The sequence below is a fragment of the Frigoribacterium sp. 2-23 genome, assembly GCF_049601585.1.
GTDB lineage: Bacteria > Actinomycetota > Actinomycetes > Actinomycetales > Microbacteriaceae > Frigoribacterium.
In genome coordinates, this window is sequence record NZ_CP187126.1 from 893,566 (window position 1) to 913,444 (window position 19,879).

Annotated in this window: 19 protein-coding genes; 13 read left to right on the forward strand and 6 right to left on the reverse strand. The window is 69.6% G+C overall.

What is annotated here, in order from left to right:
* Positions 1–39: 39 nt before the first annotated feature.
* The 5 genes from ACPEEZ_RS04255 (at position 40) to ACPEEZ_RS04275 (ending at position 6,328) form a co-directional block, all read left to right on the forward strand.
* The gene (locus tag ACPEEZ_RS04255) at positions 40–969 is read left to right on the forward strand and encodes an ABC transporter permease (protein ID WP_423923146.1); all 930 of its coding nucleotides are present in this window, start codon (positions 40–42) and stop codon (positions 967–969) included.
* Positions 959–1,912, forward strand: a complete 954-nt coding sequence (locus tag ACPEEZ_RS04260; protein WP_423923148.1) for an ABC transporter permease — start codon at positions 959–961, stop codon at positions 1,910–1,912. Before ACPEEZ_RS04255 ends, ACPEEZ_RS04260 begins: the two co-directional genes overlap by 11 nt.
* Positions 1,909–3,666, forward strand: coding sequence for a dipeptide ABC transporter ATP-binding protein (locus tag ACPEEZ_RS04265; RefSeq protein ID WP_423923150.1), 1,758 nt, complete (start codon positions 1,909–1,911; stop codon positions 3,664–3,666). The genes ACPEEZ_RS04260 and ACPEEZ_RS04265 overlap by 4 nt, the downstream gene beginning before the upstream one ends.
* Before the next feature lie 149 nt (positions 3,667–3,815).
* Complete coding sequence (typA, locus tag ACPEEZ_RS04270; RefSeq protein ID WP_423923152.1) at positions 3,816–5,723, forward strand: translational GTPase TypA; 1,908 nt, start codon at positions 3,816–3,818, stop codon at positions 5,721–5,723.
* Between the two features lie 95 nt (positions 5,724–5,818).
* On the forward strand, positions 5,819–6,328 hold the full coding sequence (locus ACPEEZ_RS04275) for a hypothetical protein (RefSeq protein ID WP_423923154.1): 510 nt from the start codon (positions 5,819–5,821) through the stop codon (positions 6,326–6,328).
* A gap of 27 nt (positions 6,329–6,355) precedes the next feature.
* Here the strand turns inward: ACPEEZ_RS04275 and efeB are convergent, their stop codons facing one another.
* From efeB to efeU, 3 genes are read right to left on the reverse strand one after another with little or no spacing between them, the layout of a single operon-like run.
* The gene (efeB, locus tag ACPEEZ_RS04280) at positions 6,356–7,696 is read right to left on the reverse strand and encodes an iron uptake transporter deferrochelatase/peroxidase subunit (protein ID WP_423923156.1); all 1,341 of its coding nucleotides are present in this window, start codon (positions 7,694–7,696) and stop codon (positions 6,356–6,358) included.
* Between the two features lie 2 nt (positions 7,697–7,698).
* Entirely contained in the window at positions 7,699–8,886 is a 1,188-nt protein-coding gene (gene efeO / locus ACPEEZ_RS04285) for an iron uptake system protein EfeO (RefSeq protein WP_423923158.1), read from the reverse strand.
* On the reverse strand, positions 8,883–9,749 hold the full coding sequence (efeU, locus tag ACPEEZ_RS04290; RefSeq protein ID WP_423923160.1) for an iron uptake transporter permease EfeU: 867 nt from the start codon (positions 9,747–9,749) through the stop codon (positions 8,883–8,885). Before efeU ends, efeO begins: the two co-directional genes overlap by 4 nt.
* Before the next feature lie 126 nt (positions 9,750–9,875).
* Here efeU and ACPEEZ_RS04295 point away from each other — a divergent pair, with 126 nt between their 5' ends.
* Genes ACPEEZ_RS04295 through ACPEEZ_RS04310 form a run of 4 tightly spaced genes read left to right on the forward strand, consistent with a single transcriptional unit; the run spans position 9,876 to position 13,913 of the window.
* Positions 9,876–11,141: a PIG-L family deacetylase gene (locus ACPEEZ_RS04295; RefSeq protein ID WP_423923162.1), complete on the forward strand. Its 1,266-nt coding sequence runs from the start codon at positions 9,876–9,878 to the stop codon at positions 11,139–11,141.
* A complete protein-coding gene (gene fdxA / locus ACPEEZ_RS04300) occupies positions 11,138–11,470 on the forward strand; it encodes a ferredoxin (protein WP_423923164.1) in 333 nt (110 codons plus the stop codon). Before ACPEEZ_RS04295 ends, fdxA begins: the two co-directional genes overlap by 4 nt.
* 5 nt (positions 11,471–11,475) lie before the next feature.
* Entirely contained in the window at positions 11,476–12,576 is a 1,101-nt protein-coding gene (dapC, locus tag ACPEEZ_RS04305) for a succinyldiaminopimelate transaminase (RefSeq protein ID WP_423923166.1), read from the forward strand.
* A gap of 41 nt (positions 12,577–12,617) precedes the next feature.
* A complete protein-coding gene (locus ACPEEZ_RS04310) occupies positions 12,618–13,913 on the forward strand; it encodes a citrate synthase (RefSeq protein ID WP_423923168.1) in 1,296 nt (431 codons plus the stop codon).
* A 65-nt stretch (positions 13,914–13,978) separates the two neighbouring features.
* On the opposite strand, the gene dapD is transcribed toward ACPEEZ_RS04310, so the two are convergent.
* The gene (gene dapD / locus ACPEEZ_RS04315; protein ID WP_423923170.1) at positions 13,979–14,971 is read right to left on the reverse strand and encodes a 2,3,4,5-tetrahydropyridine-2,6-dicarboxylate N-succinyltransferase; all 993 of its coding nucleotides are present in this window, start codon (positions 14,969–14,971) and stop codon (positions 13,979–13,981) included.
* Between the two features lie 44 nt (positions 14,972–15,015).
* Between dapD and dapE the strand changes: the two genes are divergently transcribed.
* The 3 genes from dapE to ACPEEZ_RS04330 all read left to right on the forward strand — a co-directional run bounded on the left by dapE (position 15,016) and on the right by ACPEEZ_RS04330 (position 17,616).
* Positions 15,016–16,089 (forward strand): succinyl-diaminopimelate desuccinylase, encoded by a 1,074-nt coding sequence (gene dapE, locus ACPEEZ_RS04320; RefSeq protein WP_423923172.1) that lies wholly within the window; start codon positions 15,016–15,018, stop codon positions 16,087–16,089.
* Complete coding sequence (locus ACPEEZ_RS04325) at positions 16,074–17,339, forward strand: hypothetical protein (RefSeq protein WP_423923174.1); 1,266 nt, start codon at positions 16,074–16,076, stop codon at positions 17,337–17,339. The genes dapE and ACPEEZ_RS04325 overlap by 16 nt, the downstream gene beginning before the upstream one ends.
* A gap of 106 nt (positions 17,340–17,445) precedes the next feature.
* Complete coding sequence (locus tag ACPEEZ_RS04330; protein ID WP_082486829.1) at positions 17,446–17,616, forward strand: DUF3117 domain-containing protein; 171 nt, start codon at positions 17,446–17,448, stop codon at positions 17,614–17,616.
* 104 nt (positions 17,617–17,720) lie between these two features.
* Here ACPEEZ_RS04330 and ACPEEZ_RS04335 read toward each other — a convergent pair whose 3' ends face one another.
* Positions 17,721–18,347, reverse strand: a complete 627-nt coding sequence (locus tag ACPEEZ_RS04335; RefSeq protein ID WP_423923176.1) for an O-methyltransferase — start codon at positions 18,345–18,347, stop codon at positions 17,721–17,723.
* Positions 18,348–18,415: 68 nt separating this feature from the next.
* Here ACPEEZ_RS04335 and ACPEEZ_RS04340 point away from each other — a divergent pair, with 68 nt between their 5' ends.
* Positions 18,416–18,805, forward strand: coding sequence for a Sec-independent protein translocase TatB (locus ACPEEZ_RS04340; protein ID WP_423924176.1), 390 nt, complete (start codon positions 18,416–18,418; stop codon positions 18,803–18,805).
* A 45-nt stretch (positions 18,806–18,850) separates the two neighbouring features.
* Here ACPEEZ_RS04340 and ACPEEZ_RS04345 read toward each other — a convergent pair whose 3' ends face one another.
* Complete coding sequence (locus ACPEEZ_RS04345; RefSeq protein WP_423923178.1) at positions 18,851–19,765, reverse strand: LysR family transcriptional regulator; 915 nt, start codon at positions 19,763–19,765, stop codon at positions 18,851–18,853.
* Positions 19,766–19,879: the final 114 nt, after the last annotated feature.

The following is a 19,879-nucleotide window of genomic DNA, read 5'->3' on the forward strand; positions in this document are numbered from 1 at the left end:
TTGCGACACAATGCTCCCGCAGACAACCGAGGAGGACTGATGCTCTGGTACACCGGTCGCCGCCTCCTCCAACTGATCCCCGTCTTCTTCGGGGCGACGTTCCTCATCTACTTCATGGTCTTCGCGCTGCCCGGCGATCCCGTGGCCGCGCTCTTCGGAGACCACCCACCGGCGCAGTCCGTGATCGACCAGATCCGCGCCCAGTACCACCTCGACCAGCCGTTCATCGTGCAGTACCTGCTCTACATCGGCGGTCTGTTCACGGGTGACCTGGGCACGACGTTCGCGGGTCGCCCGATCCTCGACGAGCTCGCTCGTGCGTTCCCGATCACCTTCCGGCTCGCGATGCTCGCGTTGCTGTTCGAAGCGGTCGCCGGCATCGTCGTCGGTCTCGTCGCGGGTCTCCGCAAGGGCAAGATCTTCGACACGAGCGCCCTCGTCGTGAGCCTGCTGCTCATCTCGGTGCCCACGTTCGTGGTCGGCTTCATCCTGCAGTACGTGTTCGCCATCAACCTCGGCCTGTTCCGCACGACGGTGAGCTCGCAGGCCAAGTGGAGTGAGCTGATCCTGCCGGCCATCGTGCTCGCATCCGTGTCGTTCGCCTACATCGTGCGTCTGACCCGTGCCTCCGTCTCCGAGAACATGAGTGCCGACTTCGTCCGCACCGCGACCGCGAAGGGCCTGACGCGACGCCGCGTCGTGGGTGTGCACATCCTGCGCAACTCGCTCGTCCCGGTCATCACGTATCTCGGCGTCGACGTCGGCTCGCTGATGGTCGGTGCGATCGTCACCGAGGGCATCTTCAACATCCAGGGAGTCGGTGGCACGGTCTACCGGGCCATCCAGCTGGGTGAGGGGCCGACCGTGGTCTCGTTCGTCGCCGTCATGGTGATCATCTTCATGCTGGCGAACCTGCTCGTCGACCTGCTGTACGCCGTTCTCGACCCGAGGATCCGCTATGCCAAGTAACGCTCCGTCGGGTCTGTCGCCCGACCACTACGTCGCCGATCTCGAAGAGACGCCGATCAAGGCCGTCGACGCCGTCGACGAATCCGAGAAGCCCCGCTCGAGTTGGAACGACGCCTGGGACTCCATGAAGTCCCGGCCCATGTTCTGGATCTCGGCCGTGCTCATCCTGCTCGTCCTGCTCGTCGCGCTGTTCCCCGGCCTGTTCTCGCCGACCTCGCCCACGGCGAACGAGTTGACCAAGAGCAACCAGGGGCCCGAGGCAGGGCACCTGCTCGGTTTCACGCGCCAGGGTGCCGACGTCTACGCCCGCATCATCTTCGGGACGCGCGCGTCGCTGACCGTGGGTCTGCTCGCGACCGTCCTCGTCACGCTGATCGGCGTCGTCATCGGCTCGCTGGCCGGCTTCTACGGCGGTTGGCTCGACGCGGTCGTCTCGCGTATCGGTGACATCTTCTTCGCGATCCCGACCGTGCTCGGCGCGATCGTGCTGATGTCGGTGCTGCCGAGCCGCACTCCGCTGACGGTGGCCCTCGTGCTCTCGCTGTTCGCCTGGCCGCAGATCGCGCGCATCATGCGCGGGTCGGTGCTCGGTGCGAAGAGCAGCGACTACGTGATGGCATCGATGGCACTCGGTGTCTCGCGCTTCCGCATCCTGCTGCGTCACGTCATCCCGAACGCGATCACGCCCGTGATCGTGGTCGCGACGGTCTCACTCGGCACGTTCATCGTCGCCGAGGCGACGCTGTCCTTCCTCGGCATCGGTCTGCCCAGCGGCACGATGAGTTGGGGCAACGACATCGACCAGGCGCGTGTCTCGATCCGCACCGCCCCGATGACCCTGTTCTGGCCCGCGGCCGCGCTGTCGATCACCGTGCTGTCGTTCCTGATGATGGGCGACGTCGTGCGCGACGCCCTCGACCCGAAGGCGAGGGCCCGTCGATGACGTCCACCTCCACCCGTCCCGAGGCGGCGAGCACCGCCTCCTCGTCCGTCCCGCTGCTGCAGATCAAGAACCTGCAGATCGGCTTCAAGACGCAGGCCGGCTACGTCCAGGCCGTGCGCGGCGTCGACTTCACGATGAACCAGGGCGAGAGCCTCGCCATCGTGGGCGAGTCGGGCTCCGGCAAGTCGACGACGGCGACGTCGATCATCGACCTGCTGCCCGGCACCGGCACGGTCACCGGCGGCGAGATCCTGTTCGAGGGGCGCGACCTCACGAAGGCCAGCGCGTCCGAGATGCAGGCGATCCGCGGTCGCGACATCGGCTATGTCCCTCAGGACCCGATGTCGAACCTCAACCCCGTGTGGTCCATCGGGTTCCAGGTCGAGGAGGCCATCCGGGCCAACGGCATCGCCAGCGGCAAGAAGGAGGTCCGCGAGCGGGCCATCGAGGTGCTGCAGGAGGCCGGGCTGTCCGACGCGGGCGACCGCCTGAAGCAGTTCCCGCACCAGTTCTCGGGCGGTATGCGTCAGCGCGTGCTGATCGGCATCGGCCTGTCGGCCCGGCCGAAGCTGCTGATCGCCGACGAGCCGACCTCGGCCCTCGACGTGACCGTGCAGCGCCGCATCCTCGACCACCTGCAGACGCTCACGCGCGACTACGGGACGTCCGTGCTGTTCATCACGCACGACCTCGGTCTCGCGGCCGAGCGGGCCGAGAAGCTCGTCGTCATGTACAAGGGCCGCGTGGTCGAGTCCGGGCCCTCTCAGGAGATCCTGGCCAACCCGCAGCACCCGTACACGCAGCGACTCGTCGCCGCGGCGCCGAGCCTCGCGAGCCGTCGCATCCAGTCGACGCTCTCGCCCGACGTGACCCATGGGGTCACGGTGTCGGCCGAGGGGTCGGACGACGCGGAGATGCTGTCGCGGGCCCGCGAGCGCGAGGCGCACGCGGCCACGGCGGCGGACTACATCAAGGTCGAGAACCTGTCCAAGGTGTACCGCATCCGTCAGCAGGGCTTCCGTACGACCGAGCTGCGCGCCGTGGACGACGTGTCGTTCTCGATCCCCCGCGGCACGACCATGGCCCTCGTGGGCGAGTCCGGTTCGGGCAAGTCCACCGTGGCGAAACTCGTCCTGCAGCTCGAGGCGATCACCTCGGGCACCGTGCAGATCGACGGCCAGAGCATCGGCGCCCTCAAGGGCAAGGACCTGTTCGACTTCCGTCGTCGTGTCCAGCCGGTCTTCCAGGACCCGTACGGGTCGCTCGACCCGATGTACAGCGTCGGCAACACGATCGCCGAGCCCCTCGTCACGCACGGCATCGGCGACCGCGCGAGCCGGCAGGCCCGGGTCCGCGAGTTGCTCGACCAGGTGTCGCTGCCCGTCTCGACGATCAACCGCTACCCGAACGAGCTCTCGGGCGGTCAGCGGCAGCGGATCGCCGTGGCCCGTGCTCTCGCGTTGAAACCGGACGTGATCGTGCTCGACGAGGCCGTCTCGGCCCTCGACGTGCTGGTGCAGGGGCAGATCCTCGATCTGCTGACCGACCTGCAGGCCGAGCTGGGGCTGACGTACCTGTTCATCACGCACGACCTCGCGGTCGTGCGACTGGTCGCCGACAACGTCTGCGTCATGCAGAAGGGCCGCGTCGTCGAGGCGTCGACGACCGACGAGGTCTTCGCGAACCCGCGCGAGCAGTACACCCGTGAGCTGCTCGAGGCGATCCCCGGCGCGAACTTCGCGTTCGGACGCTGATCGCACCGCGCCTCCTCACGGTCGAGGGGCCCTCTCCGCACCGGCGTTCGCGCCGGGCGGAAGGGCCCCTTTACCACGTGCCGTAGACTGTCCGTGCCGGGTTTCGTCCCGAGCACTTCCCCCTCCTCTTTTCTGTAAGGAATACATCCATGGCGACTGCCATCCGCAGCGACCTGCGCAACGTGGCGATCGTGGCCCACGTCGACCACGGCAAGACGACACTCGTCGACGCCATGCTCAAGCAGACCAACTCCTTCGACGCGCACTTCGACACCGAAGACCGCATGATGGACTCGAACGAGCTCGAGCGCGAGAAGGGCATCACGATCCTCGCGAAGAACACCGCGGTGCTCTACAACGGTGCTCACGCGACCGACGGCCCGATCACCATCAACGTGATCGACACCCCCGGCCACGCCGACTTCGGCGGCGAGGTCGAGCGCGGCCTGTCCATGGTCGACGGCGTCGTGCTGCTCGTCGATGCGTCCGAGGGCCCGCTGCCGCAGACCCGCTTCGTGCTGCGCAAGGCGCTGGCCGCCAAGCTCCCCGTCATCCTCCTGGTCAACAAGACCGACCGTCCCGACGCGCGCATCGACGACGTCGTGGCCGAGTCGCAAGACCTGCTGCTCGGTCTCGCGAGCGACCTGAGCGAAGAGGTCGACGACCTCGACCTCGACGCGATCCTCAACGTTCCCGTCGTCTACGCCTCGGGCCGCGCGGGCGCCGCGTCGGTCAACAAGCCGGCCGACGGCTCGCTCCCCGACAACGACGACCTCGAGCCGCTGTTCGACGCGATCCTCACGCACGTCCCGGCTCCGACCTACGACGACGAGCACCCGCTGCAGGCGCACGTCACCAACCTCGACGCGTCGCCGTTCCTCGGTCGTCTCGCGCTCCTCCGCGTCTTCCACGGCACGCTGAAGAAGGGCCAGACCGTCGCCTGGGTCAAGCAGGACGGCTCCGTCGCGAACGCCCGCATCACCGAGCTGCTGATCACGAAGGCGCTCGACCGCTACCCGGCCGAGAGCGCGGGCCCCGGTGACATCGTCGCCGTCGCCGGCTTCGACACGATCACCATCGGCGAGACGCTCTCCGACCCCGAAGACGTCCGCCCGCTGCCGACCATCACGGTCGACGACCCGGCCATCTCGATGACGATCGGCACGAACACGTCGCCGCTCATCGGCAAGGTCAAGGGTCACAAGCTCACCGCCCGCATGGTGAAGGACCGCCTCGACCGCGAGCTGATCGGTAACGTCAGCCTCAAGGTCGTCGACATCGGACGCCCCGACGCGTGGGAGGTCCAGGGTCGTGGCGAGCTCGCCCTGGCGATCCTCGTCGAGCAGATGCGTCGCGAGGGCTTCGAGCTCACCGTCGGCAAGCCGCAGGTCGTGACGCGTCGCGTCGACGGCAAACTGCAGGAGCCCTTCGAGCACATGACCATCGACGTGCCCGACGAGTACCTCGGTGCGATCACGCAGCTGATGGCCGCCCGCAAGGGCCGCATGGAGAACATGGCGAACCACGGCTCGGGCTGGGTGCGCATGGAGTTCATCGTCCCGTCGCGCGGCCTGATCGGCTTCCGCACGCAGTTCCTCACCGACACGCGCGGCACCGGTATCGCCAACGGCATCTCGCACGGCTACGGCCCCTGGGCGGGCGAGATCTCGACCCGCACCAACGGTTCGATCGTCGCCGACCGTTCGGGTGTCGTCACCCCCTTCGCGATCATCAACCTGCAGGAGCGCATGACGTTCTTCGTGCAGCCGACCGAAGAGGTCTACGAGGGCATGGTCGTGGGCGAGAACTCGCGCGCCGACGACATGGACGTCAACATCACCAAAGAGAAGAAGCTGACCAACATGCGTCAGTCGACGGCCGACAACTTCGAGTCGATGACGCCCTCGCGCGTGCTGTCGCTCGAGGAGTCGCTCGAGTTCGCCGGTGACGACGAGTGCGTCGAGGTCACCCCCGAGGCGATCCGCATCCGCAAGGTCGAGCTCGACGCGTCGGCTCGTCAGCGCAGCACCGCCCGTCTCAAGAAGGCCAACGCCTAGCCCACGGTGTCGCCGTCCGGGAATCTCCCGGGCGAAGCCTCCGAGAACGGCCCCGCACTCCCGGCGAGTGCGGGGCCGTTCCGTATCCTGGGGGCATGCCCGAGCCTCGTTCCGTCCTGACCCGTGCCATCGCCTCCCTCACCCTGGCCGTCGGCCTCGTCGGCGGTCTCGCCGCGTGCTCCGAGGGCTCGCCCGTCGACAACATCGTCTCGGGAGCGGTCGACGGGCTGACCAGTACGGCGAAGCAGGCCGTCGACGACGCGGTCGGCGACGCGCTCGGCGGGGCCGGCATCACGACCGACGGTTCGTTGCCCGAGGGCTTCCCGTCGGCCGACGTGCCCCTCGTCGACGGCACCGTCCGTGGGGGCGGCGCCGGGCCGAACGGGTCGGGTTGGGTCGCCCAGCTGACCGTGTCGGGGGCCGACCGCTTCGCCGACGCCCAGGCCGCGCTCGAGGGTGCCGGCTACACGGCGGCCGGGGTCGACAGCGACGCCGACAGCGCGTTCGGCACGTTCACCGGGGCGACCTACCGGGTGGTCCTCACGTTCTCGACGCAGGCGTCCGACGGCGCCGTGATCGCCACGTACGTCGTCACGCCCGTCTGACCGACGCGTGGGGCGCCGGCACCGGGCCTACCCGAAGAGCGTCTCGCCGACGTAGCCGCCCTGTCGCGCCCCGGGAGGCACGGCGAAGACGGCCGAGCCGACGTGCTTGACGTACTCGTTCATCGCGTCGTTGCGGGCCAGCCGCTGCTGGATCGGCACGAACTGGCGCCGCGGGTCTCGCTGGAAGCAGATGAAGAAGAGCCCGGCGTTCAAGCGGCCGAGATCGTCGTTGCCGTCGACGAAGTTGTAGCCACGGCGGAGCAGGGTCGCGCCGTCGTTCTGGTCGGGGTGGGCCAGCGCGACGTGCGAGTTCGTCGCGATCGCGGTGCCCGACCCGGTCGACGCGGGTGCGGCGAAGTCGGGAGCCGTGAACTCGGTGCCTCCCGAGAGCGGTGCGCCCTCGCCCTTGTCGCGGCCGATCACGCGCTGCTGCTCGCCGAGCGACGAGTGGTCCCAGGTCTCGATCGTCATGCGGATCTTCCGGGCCACCAGGTACGAGCCGCCCTGCATCCACGCCGCTCCGTCGTCCGGACCGGCCCAGACACCGGTCTCCACGGCGTCCGTGTCCTCGGCCTTCAGGTTGGCCGTGCCGTCCTTGAACCCGAAGAGGTTGCGCGGGGTCGTCTGACCGCGGGTCGTCGACGAGGTGCGTCCGAAGCCGAGCTGCGACCAGCGCAGCGACGCGCGCCCGAACGCGATGCGCGACAGGTTGCGGATGGCGTGCACGGCGATCTGCGGGTCGTCGCTGCAGGCCTGGATGCACAGATCGCCCCCCGATTGCGCCTCGACGAGCTGGTCGCCCGAGAAGTGCGGCAGATCGATCAGGGCGGCGGGTCGGCGCCCGGCGATCCCGAAGCGGTCCGTGCCGTCGGCCGTCTCGAACAGGGTCGGCCCGAATCCGATCGTGACGGTCAGCCCCGACGCCGGCAGCCCCAGGGCTTCGCCCGTGTCGTCCGGAGGCGCGGCGAGGGGGCCGCCGACGGCTCCCGTCTCGCCCACGTCCTCACCGGCCGTCATCCGAGCCGCCGCGACGCTCCAGTCCTGCAGCAGCCCGATCAGGTCGTCCCGAGTCGTGCCGTCGGCGACGTCGAACGCCGCGAAGTGCAGACGGTCCTGAGCCGCCGTGACGATGCCCGACTGGTGCGCTCCGAAGAACGGGTACGTGGTGCGGGCGCCCGACGTTCCCGTGGCCGCCCCGGCCAGGGCTCGGTCGGTGCCGATGCCGACTCCGAAGCCGAGCACGCCGGTGCCCACCCCCGCGCCGACGAGACCCAGCAGACCGCGCCGGGACAGCCCGGCCGAGCCCGTGGCGGGCTCGGCCGGGCTGCCGGCGGGGTCGTCGTCCGTCTCGGGTGTCCGATCGGTCACCCTCACGCCACCAGGGCCGTGGTGAGCTTGCTGAGGGGCTCGCTGAGGGCGTTGACGGCGTCGGACAGCTTGCGCTTGTCGGTGTCCGTCAGCGACGTGTACGCGGGGAACCCGGTGTCGAGGCTGCCGTAGGTCGCGAGCAGGTTCTCGAGCGACGTCAGCTTGCCGTCGATCTGGTCGACGAGCTTCGCGTCCTTCGTCTTCACGATGTCCCGCACACCCTCGTAGGCGACGCGTGCCCCCTCCAGGTTGCCCTGGAAGTCGTACAGGTCCGTGTGCGACCAGATCTCCTCCTCGCCCGTGATCTTGCCCGTGGCCACCTCGTCGAGCAGGCCGACGGCGCCGTTCGAGATGGTGTCGATGCCGACGGTGAAGTCGGACGCCGTCACCTTGTCGTGCAGGCTGGCGGTGTCGGTCGTCAGTTGCTCGGCCAGTGTCGCGCGCTCGGCGCTCGTCAGCGGGGTGTAGGCGACACCGCCGTTGTCGGCCGCGCTCGGCTGCCAGAGGTCCTTCTCGATGCGGTGCCAACCCGTCCAGGGCGTGCCCTGCTCGACGTCGGCCTCCCGGAAGTCGATCTTCGGGTCGAGGTCGCCGAACGACTCGGCGACGGGCTCGATCCGCTCGTAGTACGCGCGGGTGCCGGGGTAGAGCGATCGGGCCGTCGCGTCGTCCCCCGACGTGTAGGCCTGCAAGAAGGCCGCCGTGCCCGTGACGAGCTGGCCGACCTGGTCCTTCACGTAGCCCACGTAGGCCGTCGCGGCGGCGTCGATCTGCTGCTTCTCGCTGCCGGTCGGCGTGACGGCCTTGCCCGAGTCGGTCACGGTGAACGAGGCCCGGACACCCTGGCCGACCAGCCCGGGGACACACGCCGTGTAGTACTTCCCGGCCGGCACCGACACCGTCATCGAGGCGCTCGTGCCCGGTCCGATGTTCTCCTTCTCGCTGATGATGCGCAGCCCGTCCTCGGCGAGCAGCTCGAACTCCGAGACGTCGGAGCCCTTGTTCGTCATGGTGAAGGTCACCGGTCCGCTCGGCGCGGTGGTCGTCGACACGTCGCAGCTGTCGCCGTTGCCGACGACGTCGATGGTCGTCGCGTTCCCCCCGCCTCCGGGGTTGTTGGCGACACAGCCCGACAGGGCGAGGGTCGCGATGGCGGCGACTCCGAGAAGGGAGAGGGGGCGGGTGATCATTCGTGGACTCCTGCGGTGGTGCGGGCGGTGGTGGGGGCGGGGGCGAGGGACGGCGCCGGGCGGCGGCGTCGGGTCGCGCGGAGGAAGAGGGGGATCACCACGGCGATGTAGGCGAGCCAGACGACGACCTGGGCCCAGGTCGGCGTGGGAGTGAAGTTCACGAGCCCCTGCAGGAGCACGCCGTACCAGCTCGTGGGCGGGATGGCGGCGCCCACGTCGAAGGCGAGAGCCGATCCGCCCGGCAGCACCGCCGCCTCCTGCAGGTCGCCGACGCCGTAGGCGAGGACGCCCGCGGCCACGACGATCAGGGCCCAGCCGGTGACGGCGAAGAACCGCCCCAGGTCGATGCGCACGACACCGCGGTAGATGGCGATCTCGATGACGATCGCGGTGACGACGCCGAGCAGCGCGCCGAGCATCGGCGTGGCCCCGCCTCCCGTCGACTGGACGGTCGCCCACAGGAAGAGCGCCGTCTCGATGCCCTCGCGGCCCACGGACAGGAACCCCAAGGCCACCACGGCCCAGGCGCCGCCGGTGAGGGCCTTCGCCAGACCGCTCTCGAGCTCACCGCGGAGGCCGCGAGCCGTCCGCGCCATCCAGAACACCATCCAGGTGACGAAGCCCACGGCGATGATCGACAGCAGCCCGCCGATCGTCTCCTGCGCCTGGAAGGTCAGCCCGTAGGCGCCGAACGTGAGCAGCGCGCCGATGCCGAGGGACACGACGACGGCGGCGACGACTCCGACCCAGAGACGGGGGAGGACGTCGCGTCGGCCGACCTTGACGAGATAGGCGATCAGGATTCCGACGACGAGAGCGGCCTCGAGGCCTTCGCGGAGTCCGATGAGGTAGTTGGCGAGCATGCAGGAGGACTTTCGGGAGGGGGTGGTTCGAACGAGACCAGACGGTCTTGTTTGGTTAGGCTTACCTATCTAAGGTGCGCCTAAGCCAGACCGACCATAGTGTCGAGCGGCTTATCCTGTCCAGTGATGAGTTATTTCGGCACCTCCTCGGTCGGCTCGCGTACCAGTCGCGTCCTCTTCGTGCACGCCCACCCCGACGACGAGACGATCACGACCGGCGGCACCATCGCCTCCCTCGTGTCCGACGGGGCCGACGTCACCGTCGTCACCTGTACCCGCGGCGAGCTCGGCGAGGTCATCGCCGACGACCTCGCCCGCCTGCGCGACGACCCCGCGGCGCTCGCCGTCCACCGCGAGCTCGAGATCGCCGCGGCGATGCGCGATCTCGGCGTGCGCGACCACCGTTTCCTGGGCGATCCGGAGGCGCGCACGGCCGGTCTGCCGTCCCGGGCCTATCGCGACAGTGGCATGCAATGGCGGCGCGAGGGCGTCGCCGGCCCGACCGACGACCTGCACGCGTCCGCGTTCTGCGCGGCGGAGTTCGGCGAGATCGTGTCCGACCTGTCGGCGGTCGTCGAGTCGGTGCATCCGTCCGCCATCGTCAGCTATGACGACGACGGCGGCTACGGTCATCCCGACCACGTCCGTGCCAACCGCGCCGCCCTGAAGGTCGCTCGACTCGCCGGCATCCCGTTCTTCGCCATCGTCTCCGGCGCCGAGCAGGCGACGGGCTCCGAGGCCGAGGCACTGGCCGCCGACCCGACCGTGACCACGTTCGACGTGCGCCGGGTCGCGCCGCAGAAGCTCGCCGCCCTCCGCGAGTACCGCACCCAGCTCGACGTCGTCGACCTCGCCGACAACCGACCCGGCCTCCGCTACCCGCACGGGGCCGTCGAGCCGATGGCCCTGTCGGAGTCGTTCCGCCTCGTTCCCGAGCCCGAATCCGAGCGCGTGGCCCTGGCGGACGAGATGTCCACCATGACGACCGGCAGTCGGGCGATCGTCTACGGCATCGCCCTCGCGGCCGGTCTGGTGGCGGGTGCCGTCGGCACCGTGAGCCACCAGGGCACCGTGACCGTCGGTGGGGTCCCCGTCTGGTCCGGCCTCGCCCTGTCGCTGCTGATGACGCTCGCCCTGCTGCTCGGGTTGCGACTCGTGCTCGGCTCGCGGCTCGTCTGCATCACCGCCGCCGTCGGTCTGCTCGCGGCCGTCGGCGTGCTGGCCCTGCCCGGCGCGGGGGGCTCGGCGCTCGTCCCCGCGAACGTGCTCGGCTACGCCTGGACGTTCGGGCCCGTCGCGATCGCGCTCCTGGTGATCGGCTGGCCGAGAGCCCAGCAGCACGGAGATAAGATGAGAAGCCTGCCCGATGTGAAGGGAACCCCCCAGACGTGACGTACGTGATCGCCCTGCCCTGTGTGGATGTCAAAGATCGTGCCTGCATCGACGAATGCCCCGTCGACTGCATCTACGAGGGCGAACGCTCGCTCTACATCCACCCCGACGAATGCGTCGACTGCGGTGCGTGCGAGCCCGTCTGCCCCGTCGAGGCCATCTACTACGAAGACGACCTGCCCGACAAGTGGGCCGACTACTACAAGGCGAACGTCGAGTTCTTCGACGAGATCGGCTCCCCCGGGGGCGCGGCGAAGGTCGGCGTGATCGCGAAGGACCACCCCGTCATCGCGGCGCTGCCCCCTCAGGGCGCCGGCGCCGAGGCGTAACCCCGGTGGCGCTCGACCTGCCCGACTTCCCCTGGGACGCCTTGGCGCCCGCGGCTGCGACGGCTCGGGCGCACCCCGGCGGCATCGTCGACCTCTCGGTGGGCTCACCCGTCGACCCGACGCCGGCCGTCGTCCGCGAGGCCCTGCGTGACGCGACGGACGCCCATGCGTACCCCCAGGTGGCCGGGACGCCCGCGCTTCGGGCAGCGATCGTCGAGTGGTACGCCCGGCGCCGTGGCGTGAGCGGGCTGACCGACGCGGCCGTCCTGCCGACGATCGGCTCGAAAGAACTGATCGCGGGGCTCGCCCTGTGGCTCGGCCTCGGGCCGGGCGACACGATCGTCTACCCGCAGGCGGCGTACCCGACGTACGAACTCGGGGCCGCCCTGGTCGGCGCGACGGCCTTCGCCTCCGACGACCCGACGGAATGGCCGGAGGGCACGCGGCTGATCTGGCTGAACAGCCCGGGCAATCCCGACGGCTCGGTCCTGTCGATCGAGCGGCTCCGCGCCGCCGTCGAGCGGGCTCGCGAGCTGGGCGCGGTCATCGCGGGGGACGAGTGCTACGCCGAGCTCGGCTGGGACGGCGAGTGGTCCGACCGACCCACGCCCTGCATCCTCGACTCCCGGGTGGTCGGCGGCGACCTCACGGGTGTCCTGTCCGTCTACTCCCTGAGCAAGCAGTCGAACCTCGCCGGCTATCGGGCGGGCTTCGTCGCCGGCGACCCCGAGGTCATCGCGGCCCTGCTCGCCGTGCGCAAGCACGCGGGCTTGATGCCGCCCGCGCCCGTCCAGCAGGCGATGACCGTCGCCCTCGCCGACGAGGCCCATGTGGCCGAGCAGAAGGCCCGCTATCGGGCGCGGCGCGACCGGTTGGCCGCGGCCCTCGTGGGTGCCGGATTCCGCATCGACCACAGCGAGGCCGGCCTGTACCTCTGGGCGACGCGCGGCGAGGACTCCTGGGCGACGATTTCCTGGCTGGCCGACCGCGGCATCCTCGCCGCACCGGGGGCGTTCTACGGCGTCGCCGGTCGCCAGCACGTCCGGGTGGCGTTGACGACCACCGACGAGCGCATCGACGCGGCGGCCGACCGGCTCGCTCGGTAGCCTCCCCGCGAGCACCACGGCCCGCCGGGTAGTGTGGTCACGTGACTGATACTGCCAACGACGCCCAGAAGGCCACGCTGCAGTTCCCTGGGGGGAGCGCCGAGTTCCCGATCGTGCCGAGCACCGAGGGTGCGTCGTCGATCGACATCTCGACGTTCACCAAGCAGACGGGGTACACGACCCTCGACAACGGGTTCGTGAACACCTCGAACGCCCGATCCACGATCACCTACATCGACGGTGACCAAGGCATCCTCCGCTACAGGGGCTACCCGATCGAACAGCTCGCCGAGGGGTCGACGTACCTCGAGACGGCCTGGCTGCTGATCTACGGCGAACTGCCCACCGCCGCCGAGCTCGAGAGCTTCGACGCCCGCATCCGGCGCCACACGCTGCTGCACGAAGACCTGCGTCGGTTCTTCGACGCGCTGCCGCACTCGGCCCACCCCATGTCGGTGCTGTCCAGCGCCGTCGGGGCACTCGGCACCTTCTACGAGGGCAGCATGAGCGTGACCGACCCCGAGCAGGTCGAGTTGCAGACCATCAGGCTGCTGGCGAAGCTGCCGGTGATCGCGGCCTACGCGCACAAGAAGAGCCTCGGGCAGGCGTTCCTCTACCCCGACAACTCGCTCAGCTTCGTCGACAACTTCTTGAAGTTGAACTTCGGCACGATGGCCGAGCCGTACGAGGTCAACCCCGTGCTGTCGAAGGCGCTCGAGCGGCTGCTCATCCTGCACGAGGACCACGAGCAGAACGCGTCGACGTCGACCGTCCGTCTCGTCGGCTCGACGCAGGCGAACATGTTCTCGTCGATCTCGGCCGGTATCAGCGCCCTCTACGGACCGCTGCACGGCGGCGCCAACGAGGCCGTGCTCAAGATGCTCGCCGAGATCAAGGAGTCCGGCCAGGGTGTCGAGCGCTTCGTCGAGCGGGTGAAGAACAAAGAAGAGGGCGTCAAGCTCATGGGCTTCGGCCACCGGGTCTACAAGAACTTCGACCCGCGCGCCCGCCTCGTCAAAGAGAGCGCCACGGAGGTGCTCGCGGCCCTCGGCGTCCAGGACGACCTGCTCGACATCGCCATGGAACTCGAGGACATCGCCCTCGCCGACGACTACTTCGTCGAACGCAAGCTCTACCCGAACGTCGACTTCTACACGGGCGTCATCTACAAGGCGATGGGATTCCCGCCCCGCATGTTCACGGTGCTGTTCGCCATCGGGCGCCTGCCCGGCTGGATCGCGCACTGGCGAGAGATGAACTCCGACCCGTCGACGAAGATCGGCCGCCCACAGCAGTTGTACCTGGGCTCGACCAAGCGCGACCTGCCTCAGCGCTGAGTCGCGTCGGCGATGTCGAACGGCCTCCGTCCCCGCTGGGGGAGGGAGGCCGTTCGGCGTCGCGCCTACGCGTGCAGCTGCGCGTTGAGCTCGATGCCGCGCCCCGTGCGCGGCAGGACCTCCACGGCGCCGGTCAGCGAGTTGCGGCGGAACAACAGCCCGGGCACGCCCGACAGCTCGACGGCCTTCACCGTCTGCGGTCGGCCGTCCGGCGTCGGGGCCCCGCCGACCACGACCACCTTCGTGCCCGCGGTGACGTAGAGACCCGCCTCGACGACGCTGTCGTCGCCGATGCTGATGCCGATCCCCGCGTTGGCGCCGAGCAGGGCGCGTTCGCCGATCGCGACGCGCTCCGTGCCGCCGCCCGAGAGCGTCCCCATGATGGAGGCGCCGCCTCCGATGTCCGACCCGTCGCCGACCACGACACCCTGCGAGATCCGGCCCTCGACCATCGAGGTACCGAGTGTGCCGGCGTTGAAGTTCACGAAGCCCTCGTGCATGACGGTCGTACCCGGTGCGAGGTGTGCGCCGAGCCGCACCCGCGACGCATCGGCGATGCGGACGCGGTCCGGCGAGACGTAGTCGAGGAGGCGCGGGAACTTGTCGATGCCGGTCGTGGCGATGCCCGCACGCTGCAGGCTGGGCCGCAGACGCCGGAAGTCCTCCGGGTGCACGGGGCCGGCATTCGTCCAGACGACGATCGGCAGGTGCGCGAAGATGCCGTCGAGGTTGATCGTGTTGGGGCGGACGAGCAGGTGGCTGAGCAGGTGCAGGCGCAGGTAGGCGTCGGGCGTCGACGCCGGGGCAGCGGCCAACTCGATCTCGACCGTCGTCGGGACGAGGTCGACACCGCGGCGGGCATCGGGCCCGGCGGCGTCCTCGATCTCGGCGGGCACCAGTGCGGGGTCTCGATCGGCGGGCAGGCGCCCGAGCACGGGCTGGGGGAACCAGCTGTCCAGCGTCGTGCCGTCGGCCGTGACGGTGGCGAGTCCGTATCCGTAGGCGTGGGTGGGCGCCGCGGCGGCGCGTGTCGTCGTGTCGGGGTCAGTCGAGCTCATGCCGTCCAGGCTACTGGTGGGGACGGCCCGGATAAGCTGGCCGCATGCCGGCTCTCGACCTGTCCGTGTCCTCTGTCGACGTGACGCGCCAACTGTGCGACATCGAATCGGTCTCGGGCGACGAGACGACCCTCGCGGACGCGATCTGGGCGACCCTCGAGACGGCACCGCACCTCCGGCTGTTCCGCGACGGCGACACCATCGTGGCGAAGACCGAGCTCGGTCGCGACAAGCGGGTCGTCATCGCCGGGCACATCGACACCGTCCCGCTGAACGACAACCTGCCGACGCGGTTCGAGACCGACGGGGGCGTCGAGTACCTCTGGGGGCGGGGCACGGTCGACATGAAGGCCGGCAGCGCCGTCCACCTGAAGCTCGCGGTCGAGCTCAGCGACCCGGTCGTCGACGTGACCTGGGTCTGGTACGACCACGAAGAGGTCTCCGACGCGCTGAACGGCCTCGGCCGTGTCGTCCGTCTGTACCCGGACCTGTTGCAGGGCGACTTCGCCATCCTGGGTGAACCGAGCGACGGGTCCGTCGAGGGTGGCTGCAACGGCAACCTGCGTGCCGAGATCCGCACGTTCGGTCGACGTTCGCACAGTGCCCGCTCGTGGGTGGGCGACAACGCGATCCACCGTGCCGCGCCGATCCTCGACGTCCTCGCGGCCTACGAGGCCCGCGAGGTCGAGGTCGACGGGCTCGTGTACCGCGAGGGGCTGAACGCCGTCGGCATCACCGGGGGCATCGCGGGCAACGTCATCCCCGACGAGTGCATGGTGCACGTCAACTACCGCTTCGCCCCGAGCCGCAGCGCCGACGAGGCCGTGGCCCACGTGACCGAGCTGTTCGCCGACTTCGACGTCACGATCGTCGACCTGGCGGCCGGCGCGCGCCCCGGTCTCGACGCCCCGCTGGCGCAGCAGTTCGTCGCGGCGGTCGGCGGAGCACCCAAGCCGAAGTACGGCTGGACGGACGTGGCGCGGTTCTCCGCCCTCGGCATCCCGGCGGTCAACTTCGGCCCGGGCGACCCGATGCTCGCGCACCACGACGACGAGCGCGTCCCCGTCCAGCAGATCCTCGACAACGAGCGTGGACTGCGGGCGTGGCTGACGGCCTGACGACCAAGCCGGTCGGGCCGGCCTCCGACCGGTCGCCGAGAGAGCCTCGACGGCGGCCGTCGCTCCCGGTCGGCGTGATCGTCCGCTGGCGCCTGACGCCGTGGTGGCTCCGGGTCCTGGCGGTGTTCGTCCTCTCGAGGGCCGTCAGCACCGTCATGCTGCTGATCTACGCGTCGATGCAGGGCCGAAACGCCTGGACGATGGCCCAACCCGACTACGCGAGCTTTGCGTCCATCTGGGACGGCCACTGGTACTACATCATCGCCGTCGTCGGGTATCCCTCGTCGATCCCGCTGACGGTCGACGGGCACGCCGCCGAGAACGCCTGGGCGTTCATGCCGGCGTACCCCATGCTCGTGCGCGGGTTGATGGAGCTCACCGGGGCACCGTTCGCGACCCTCGCCGTCGTCGTCTCCGTGCTGTTCGCCGCCGTGACGGCGCTGCTGTTCTACCGCCTGATGTCGCTCCTGCTGCCGTCCGGGACGGCGATGTTCGCCGTGCTGCTGCTCTGCGTCGCGCCGCTGTCGCCGCTGCTCCAGGTGGCCTACGCGGAGGCGATGTTCCTCTGTCTGCTGTGCGCGTGCCTCCTCCTGCTCGTGCAACGCCGCTATCTCTGGATGCTGCCGCTCGTGACGGTGCTGTCGGTCACCCGCCCCGGCGCACTCGCCCTGGCGCTCGCGATCGGTCTGCACGCGATCCATCGCCTCGCGACGCGAGGCCGGGACCCCTTCCCGGTGCGGGAGATGATCGCCGTCGCGGTCACAGCCGTGGCGACGGCGCTGCTGGGTGTCGCCTGGCCGGTCATCGCCGGCCTGGTGACGGGTGTGCCGAACGCGTACGCCGAGACCGAGCTGGCATGGCGGTCGGCCTACATCGGCTACGGCCCGCTGATCCCGTTCACCCCCTGGGTGCAGGGGGCCAACTGGTGGTTGCCGGGCGGGGCCGGTGTCGTCCTGCTCCTGCTGGCCGTCGTGCTGTTCGCGGCTCTGCTGCTCTCGCCCATCGGTCGACGGGTCGGCGTCGACCTGCGGCTCTGGAGCGTCGCGTATGCCCTGTACCTGCTGGCCGTGTTCTTCCCTCAGTCCAGCACCTGGCGCCTCCTCATGCCCCTCTTCCCGGTGCTGGGCATCCTCGCCGTCCCACGGTCGAGGGTCTACCGCGCGGTGCTCGTCGGGCTCTGCATCGTCGGTCAGTGGGTCTGGCTGTACTACTGCTGGTGGGTGAACGGATACGACTGGACACCGCCGTGATCCGCCTCCGGTGATGACCCTCCGGGTGATGATGGGCGTCCGGTTTAGGCCGTTGCCCCGAAAACCCGGATAATAGGACTGCATCTTTGCGAAAGGGGACTATCTGATGGCAGCCATGAAGCCGAGGACCGGTGACGGGCCTATGGAGGCCGTGAAGGAGGGCCGTCTCATCATCGTGCGTGTACCGCTCGAAGGTGGAGGCCGCCTCGTGGTGTCGGTCAACGACGACGAAGCCAAAGAGCTTCACGACGCTCTCGCCGGCGTCGTGAACGCCTAGTCAGCCGCCTCCGGTCAACGCGAGAAGCCCCCACCCTGATGACAGGGTGGGGGCTTCTCGCGTCGAGCGTGCGGCTCAGCGCTCGACCCGGTCGTGCGTGCGGCTCAGCGCTTGACGAGCGAGAGCAGGCCGTCGCCGGCCGTCGACATCGAGCTGATGACGGCGGGAGAGGTCGACACCTCGGTCAACAGCGTCCGGTAGCCGGTGGTCGTGGCGTCGCGGGCGGCGGGGTTCGCGACCCGGCCGTTCCAGAGTGCGTGGGCGACGAGGACGACACCGCCCGGGCGGGCGAGACGCAGACCGTGCTCGACGTACTCGATCACCGAGGCGGCGTCCGCGTCGATGAAGACGACGTCGTACGAGTTCTCGTTCATGCGGGGCAGCACGTCGGAGGCGCGGCCGGCGATGAGACGGACCCGGTTCACCGGGACGCCGGCCCGCAGATACGCATCGCGGGCGAGCTGCTGGTGATCGATCTCCTTGTCGATCGTCGTGAGCGTGGCCTCGGGCGCCCCGGTCAGCAGCCAGAGCCCGCTGACGCCGACACCCGTCCCGATCTCGATGATGCTCTTGGCGCTCGACGCGGCCGTGAGCACGGCGAGCTGCGCTCCGACGGCCGGGGACACGGCGTCGACCCCGACCTCCAGCGAGTGCTGCCGAGCCTCGGCGATCGCGTCGCTCTCGGTGACGAGCTCTTCGGCGAACTTCCAACTTGACTCTATGTGCGACACACTCACTCCTCGAGGGTCAACTCTAGGGGCTGGCTGTCGGCAGCACCGGTTAGTCTCTACCCGTGTCCCTGTTCGGTCTGACGTTCGACAAGCTGCTCATCGTGGGTGTCCTCGCGGTGTTCCTGCTCGGGCCCGACCGCCTGCCCGGCTACGCCTCCAAGCTGGCTCAGCTGGTGCGCACGCTGAGGGGCATGGCCGACACCGCCAAAGACCGCATGCGCGACGAGATGGGCCCCGAGTTCGACGATGTCGAGTGGCAGAAACTCGATCCCCGTCAGTACGACCCGCGGCGCATCATCCGCGACGCCTTGCTCGACGCGCCCCCCGGCAGTTCCTCGACGGGCATGAGCGCGGCGACCGCGGCGGCCGTCTCGGTCGGGCTGCCGCAGCACGAACGCCCCACGATCGTGCCCCTGGCCGTCGGCGAGGTCGCGCCGTACGACTCCGAGGCCACCTGACCCCCAGGTCACCTGACCCCGGTGCTGCCCTCGCGCCCCGAGCGGTCAGACCCGGCCGTGCACGGCGGCCACACGGGTCGCCTCGGCCCGGAGCGCGTCGACCACGCGTCGCACCGACGGGCGCTCGGCCCGGTCGCGTCGCATCAGCACCGAGACGTAGCGCACCGCGCGCACGTCCTCGAGAGGCAGCAGCACCATGTCGTCGCGGGCACCCACGGCCGTGAATCGCGGCAGGATCGCGATGCCGAGGCCGGAGCCGACCAGCGACTCCGTGACCTTCGTGTCGCTGAAGCGCTGCGTGATCCGCGCCGGGCTGCCCGTGATGCGCTCGATGTCTCGGTAGACCCGCTCGAACGGGAAGTCGACCGGCACGCCGATCCAGTTCTCGTCGGCGAGGTCGACGGCCGACAAGGAGGCGCGACCTGCCAGGCGATGATCGGCCGGCAGTGCCACGTCGAGGGGCTCGGTCAACAGCGGCACGGTGATCAGCCCGCGACCGCGCCACGCGCGTCCGTCGGGGGAGTGGGCGATGACGACGTCGTGATCGGCAGCCAGGTCGGCGAACGCGAACGTGGACGGGTCGTGGTCCGTGGCGACCACCGTGAGTCCGGGCGTCTCGGCGACGGTGCGGAGCAGCCCGGGCAGCAGCATCTGGCCGCCGGTGGGGAAGGTGGCGAGCGTGACCTCGCCCTGGGGGGTCGCGACGAAGTCGTCCCAGACGGCCTGGGCGCGCTCGAGCGCGACGGCGACGTCGGTGGCCGTCTGGGCCAACACGCGGCCCGAGCCCGTCAACACGATGCCCCGACCGATGCGTTCGGTGAGGGCGACGCCGGCCTCCTTCTCGAGGACCTTGAGCTGTTGCGAGACGGCCGATGGCGTTCGGTGGGTGGCCTTCGCGACGGCCGTGATGCTGCCGCGTTCGGCCAGTTCGCGGAGCAGCTCGAGACGCTTCACATCCATGTAGCAAAACTACAGCATTAGTCAAGAAGCATGCGATTGTGCTTAGCCTTTTCACGGCGCATCATTGAGATGTCAGTCACGAAGAACCGCGCGACAAACCGCGCCAGAAAGAGA

Coding starts and splice junctions, on each gene's coding strand:
- ACPEEZ_RS04330 (WP_082486829.1), top strand. CDS start 17,446: ATGGCAGCCATGAAGCCGAGGACCGGTGACGGGCCTATGGAGGCCGTG.
- typA (WP_423923152.1), top strand. CDS start 3,816: ATGGCGACTGCCATCCGCAGCGACCTGCGCAACGTGGCGATCGTGGCC.
- dapD (WP_423923170.1), bottom strand. CDS start 14,971: ATGAGCTCGACTGACCCCGACACGACGACACGCGCCGCCGCGGCGCCC.
- ACPEEZ_RS04255 (WP_423923146.1), top strand. CDS start 40: ATGCTCTGGTACACCGGTCGCCGCCTCCTCCAACTGATCCCCGTCTTC.
- efeU (WP_423923160.1), bottom strand. CDS start 9,749: ATGCTCGCCAACTACCTCATCGGACTCCGCGAAGGCCTCGAGGCCGCT.
- ACPEEZ_RS04295 (WP_423923162.1), top strand. CDS start 9,876: ATGAGTTATTTCGGCACCTCCTCGGTCGGCTCGCGTACCAGTCGCGTC.
- dapE (WP_423923172.1), top strand. CDS start 15,016: ATGCCGGCTCTCGACCTGTCCGTGTCCTCTGTCGACGTGACGCGCCAA.
- efeO (WP_423923158.1), bottom strand. CDS start 8,886: ATGATCACCCGCCCCCTCTCCCTTCTCGGAGTCGCCGCCATCGCGACC.
- ACPEEZ_RS04275 (WP_423923154.1), top strand. CDS start 5,819: ATGCCCGAGCCTCGTTCCGTCCTGACCCGTGCCATCGCCTCCCTCACC.
- ACPEEZ_RS04345 (WP_423923178.1), bottom strand. CDS start 19,765: ATGGATGTGAAGCGTCTCGAGCTGCTCCGCGAACTGGCCGAACGCGGC.
- ACPEEZ_RS04265 (WP_423923150.1), top strand. CDS start 1,909: ATGACGTCCACCTCCACCCGTCCCGAGGCGGCGAGCACCGCCTCCTCG.
- ACPEEZ_RS04260 (WP_423923148.1), top strand. CDS start 959: ATGCCAAGTAACGCTCCGTCGGGTCTGTCGCCCGACCACTACGTCGCC.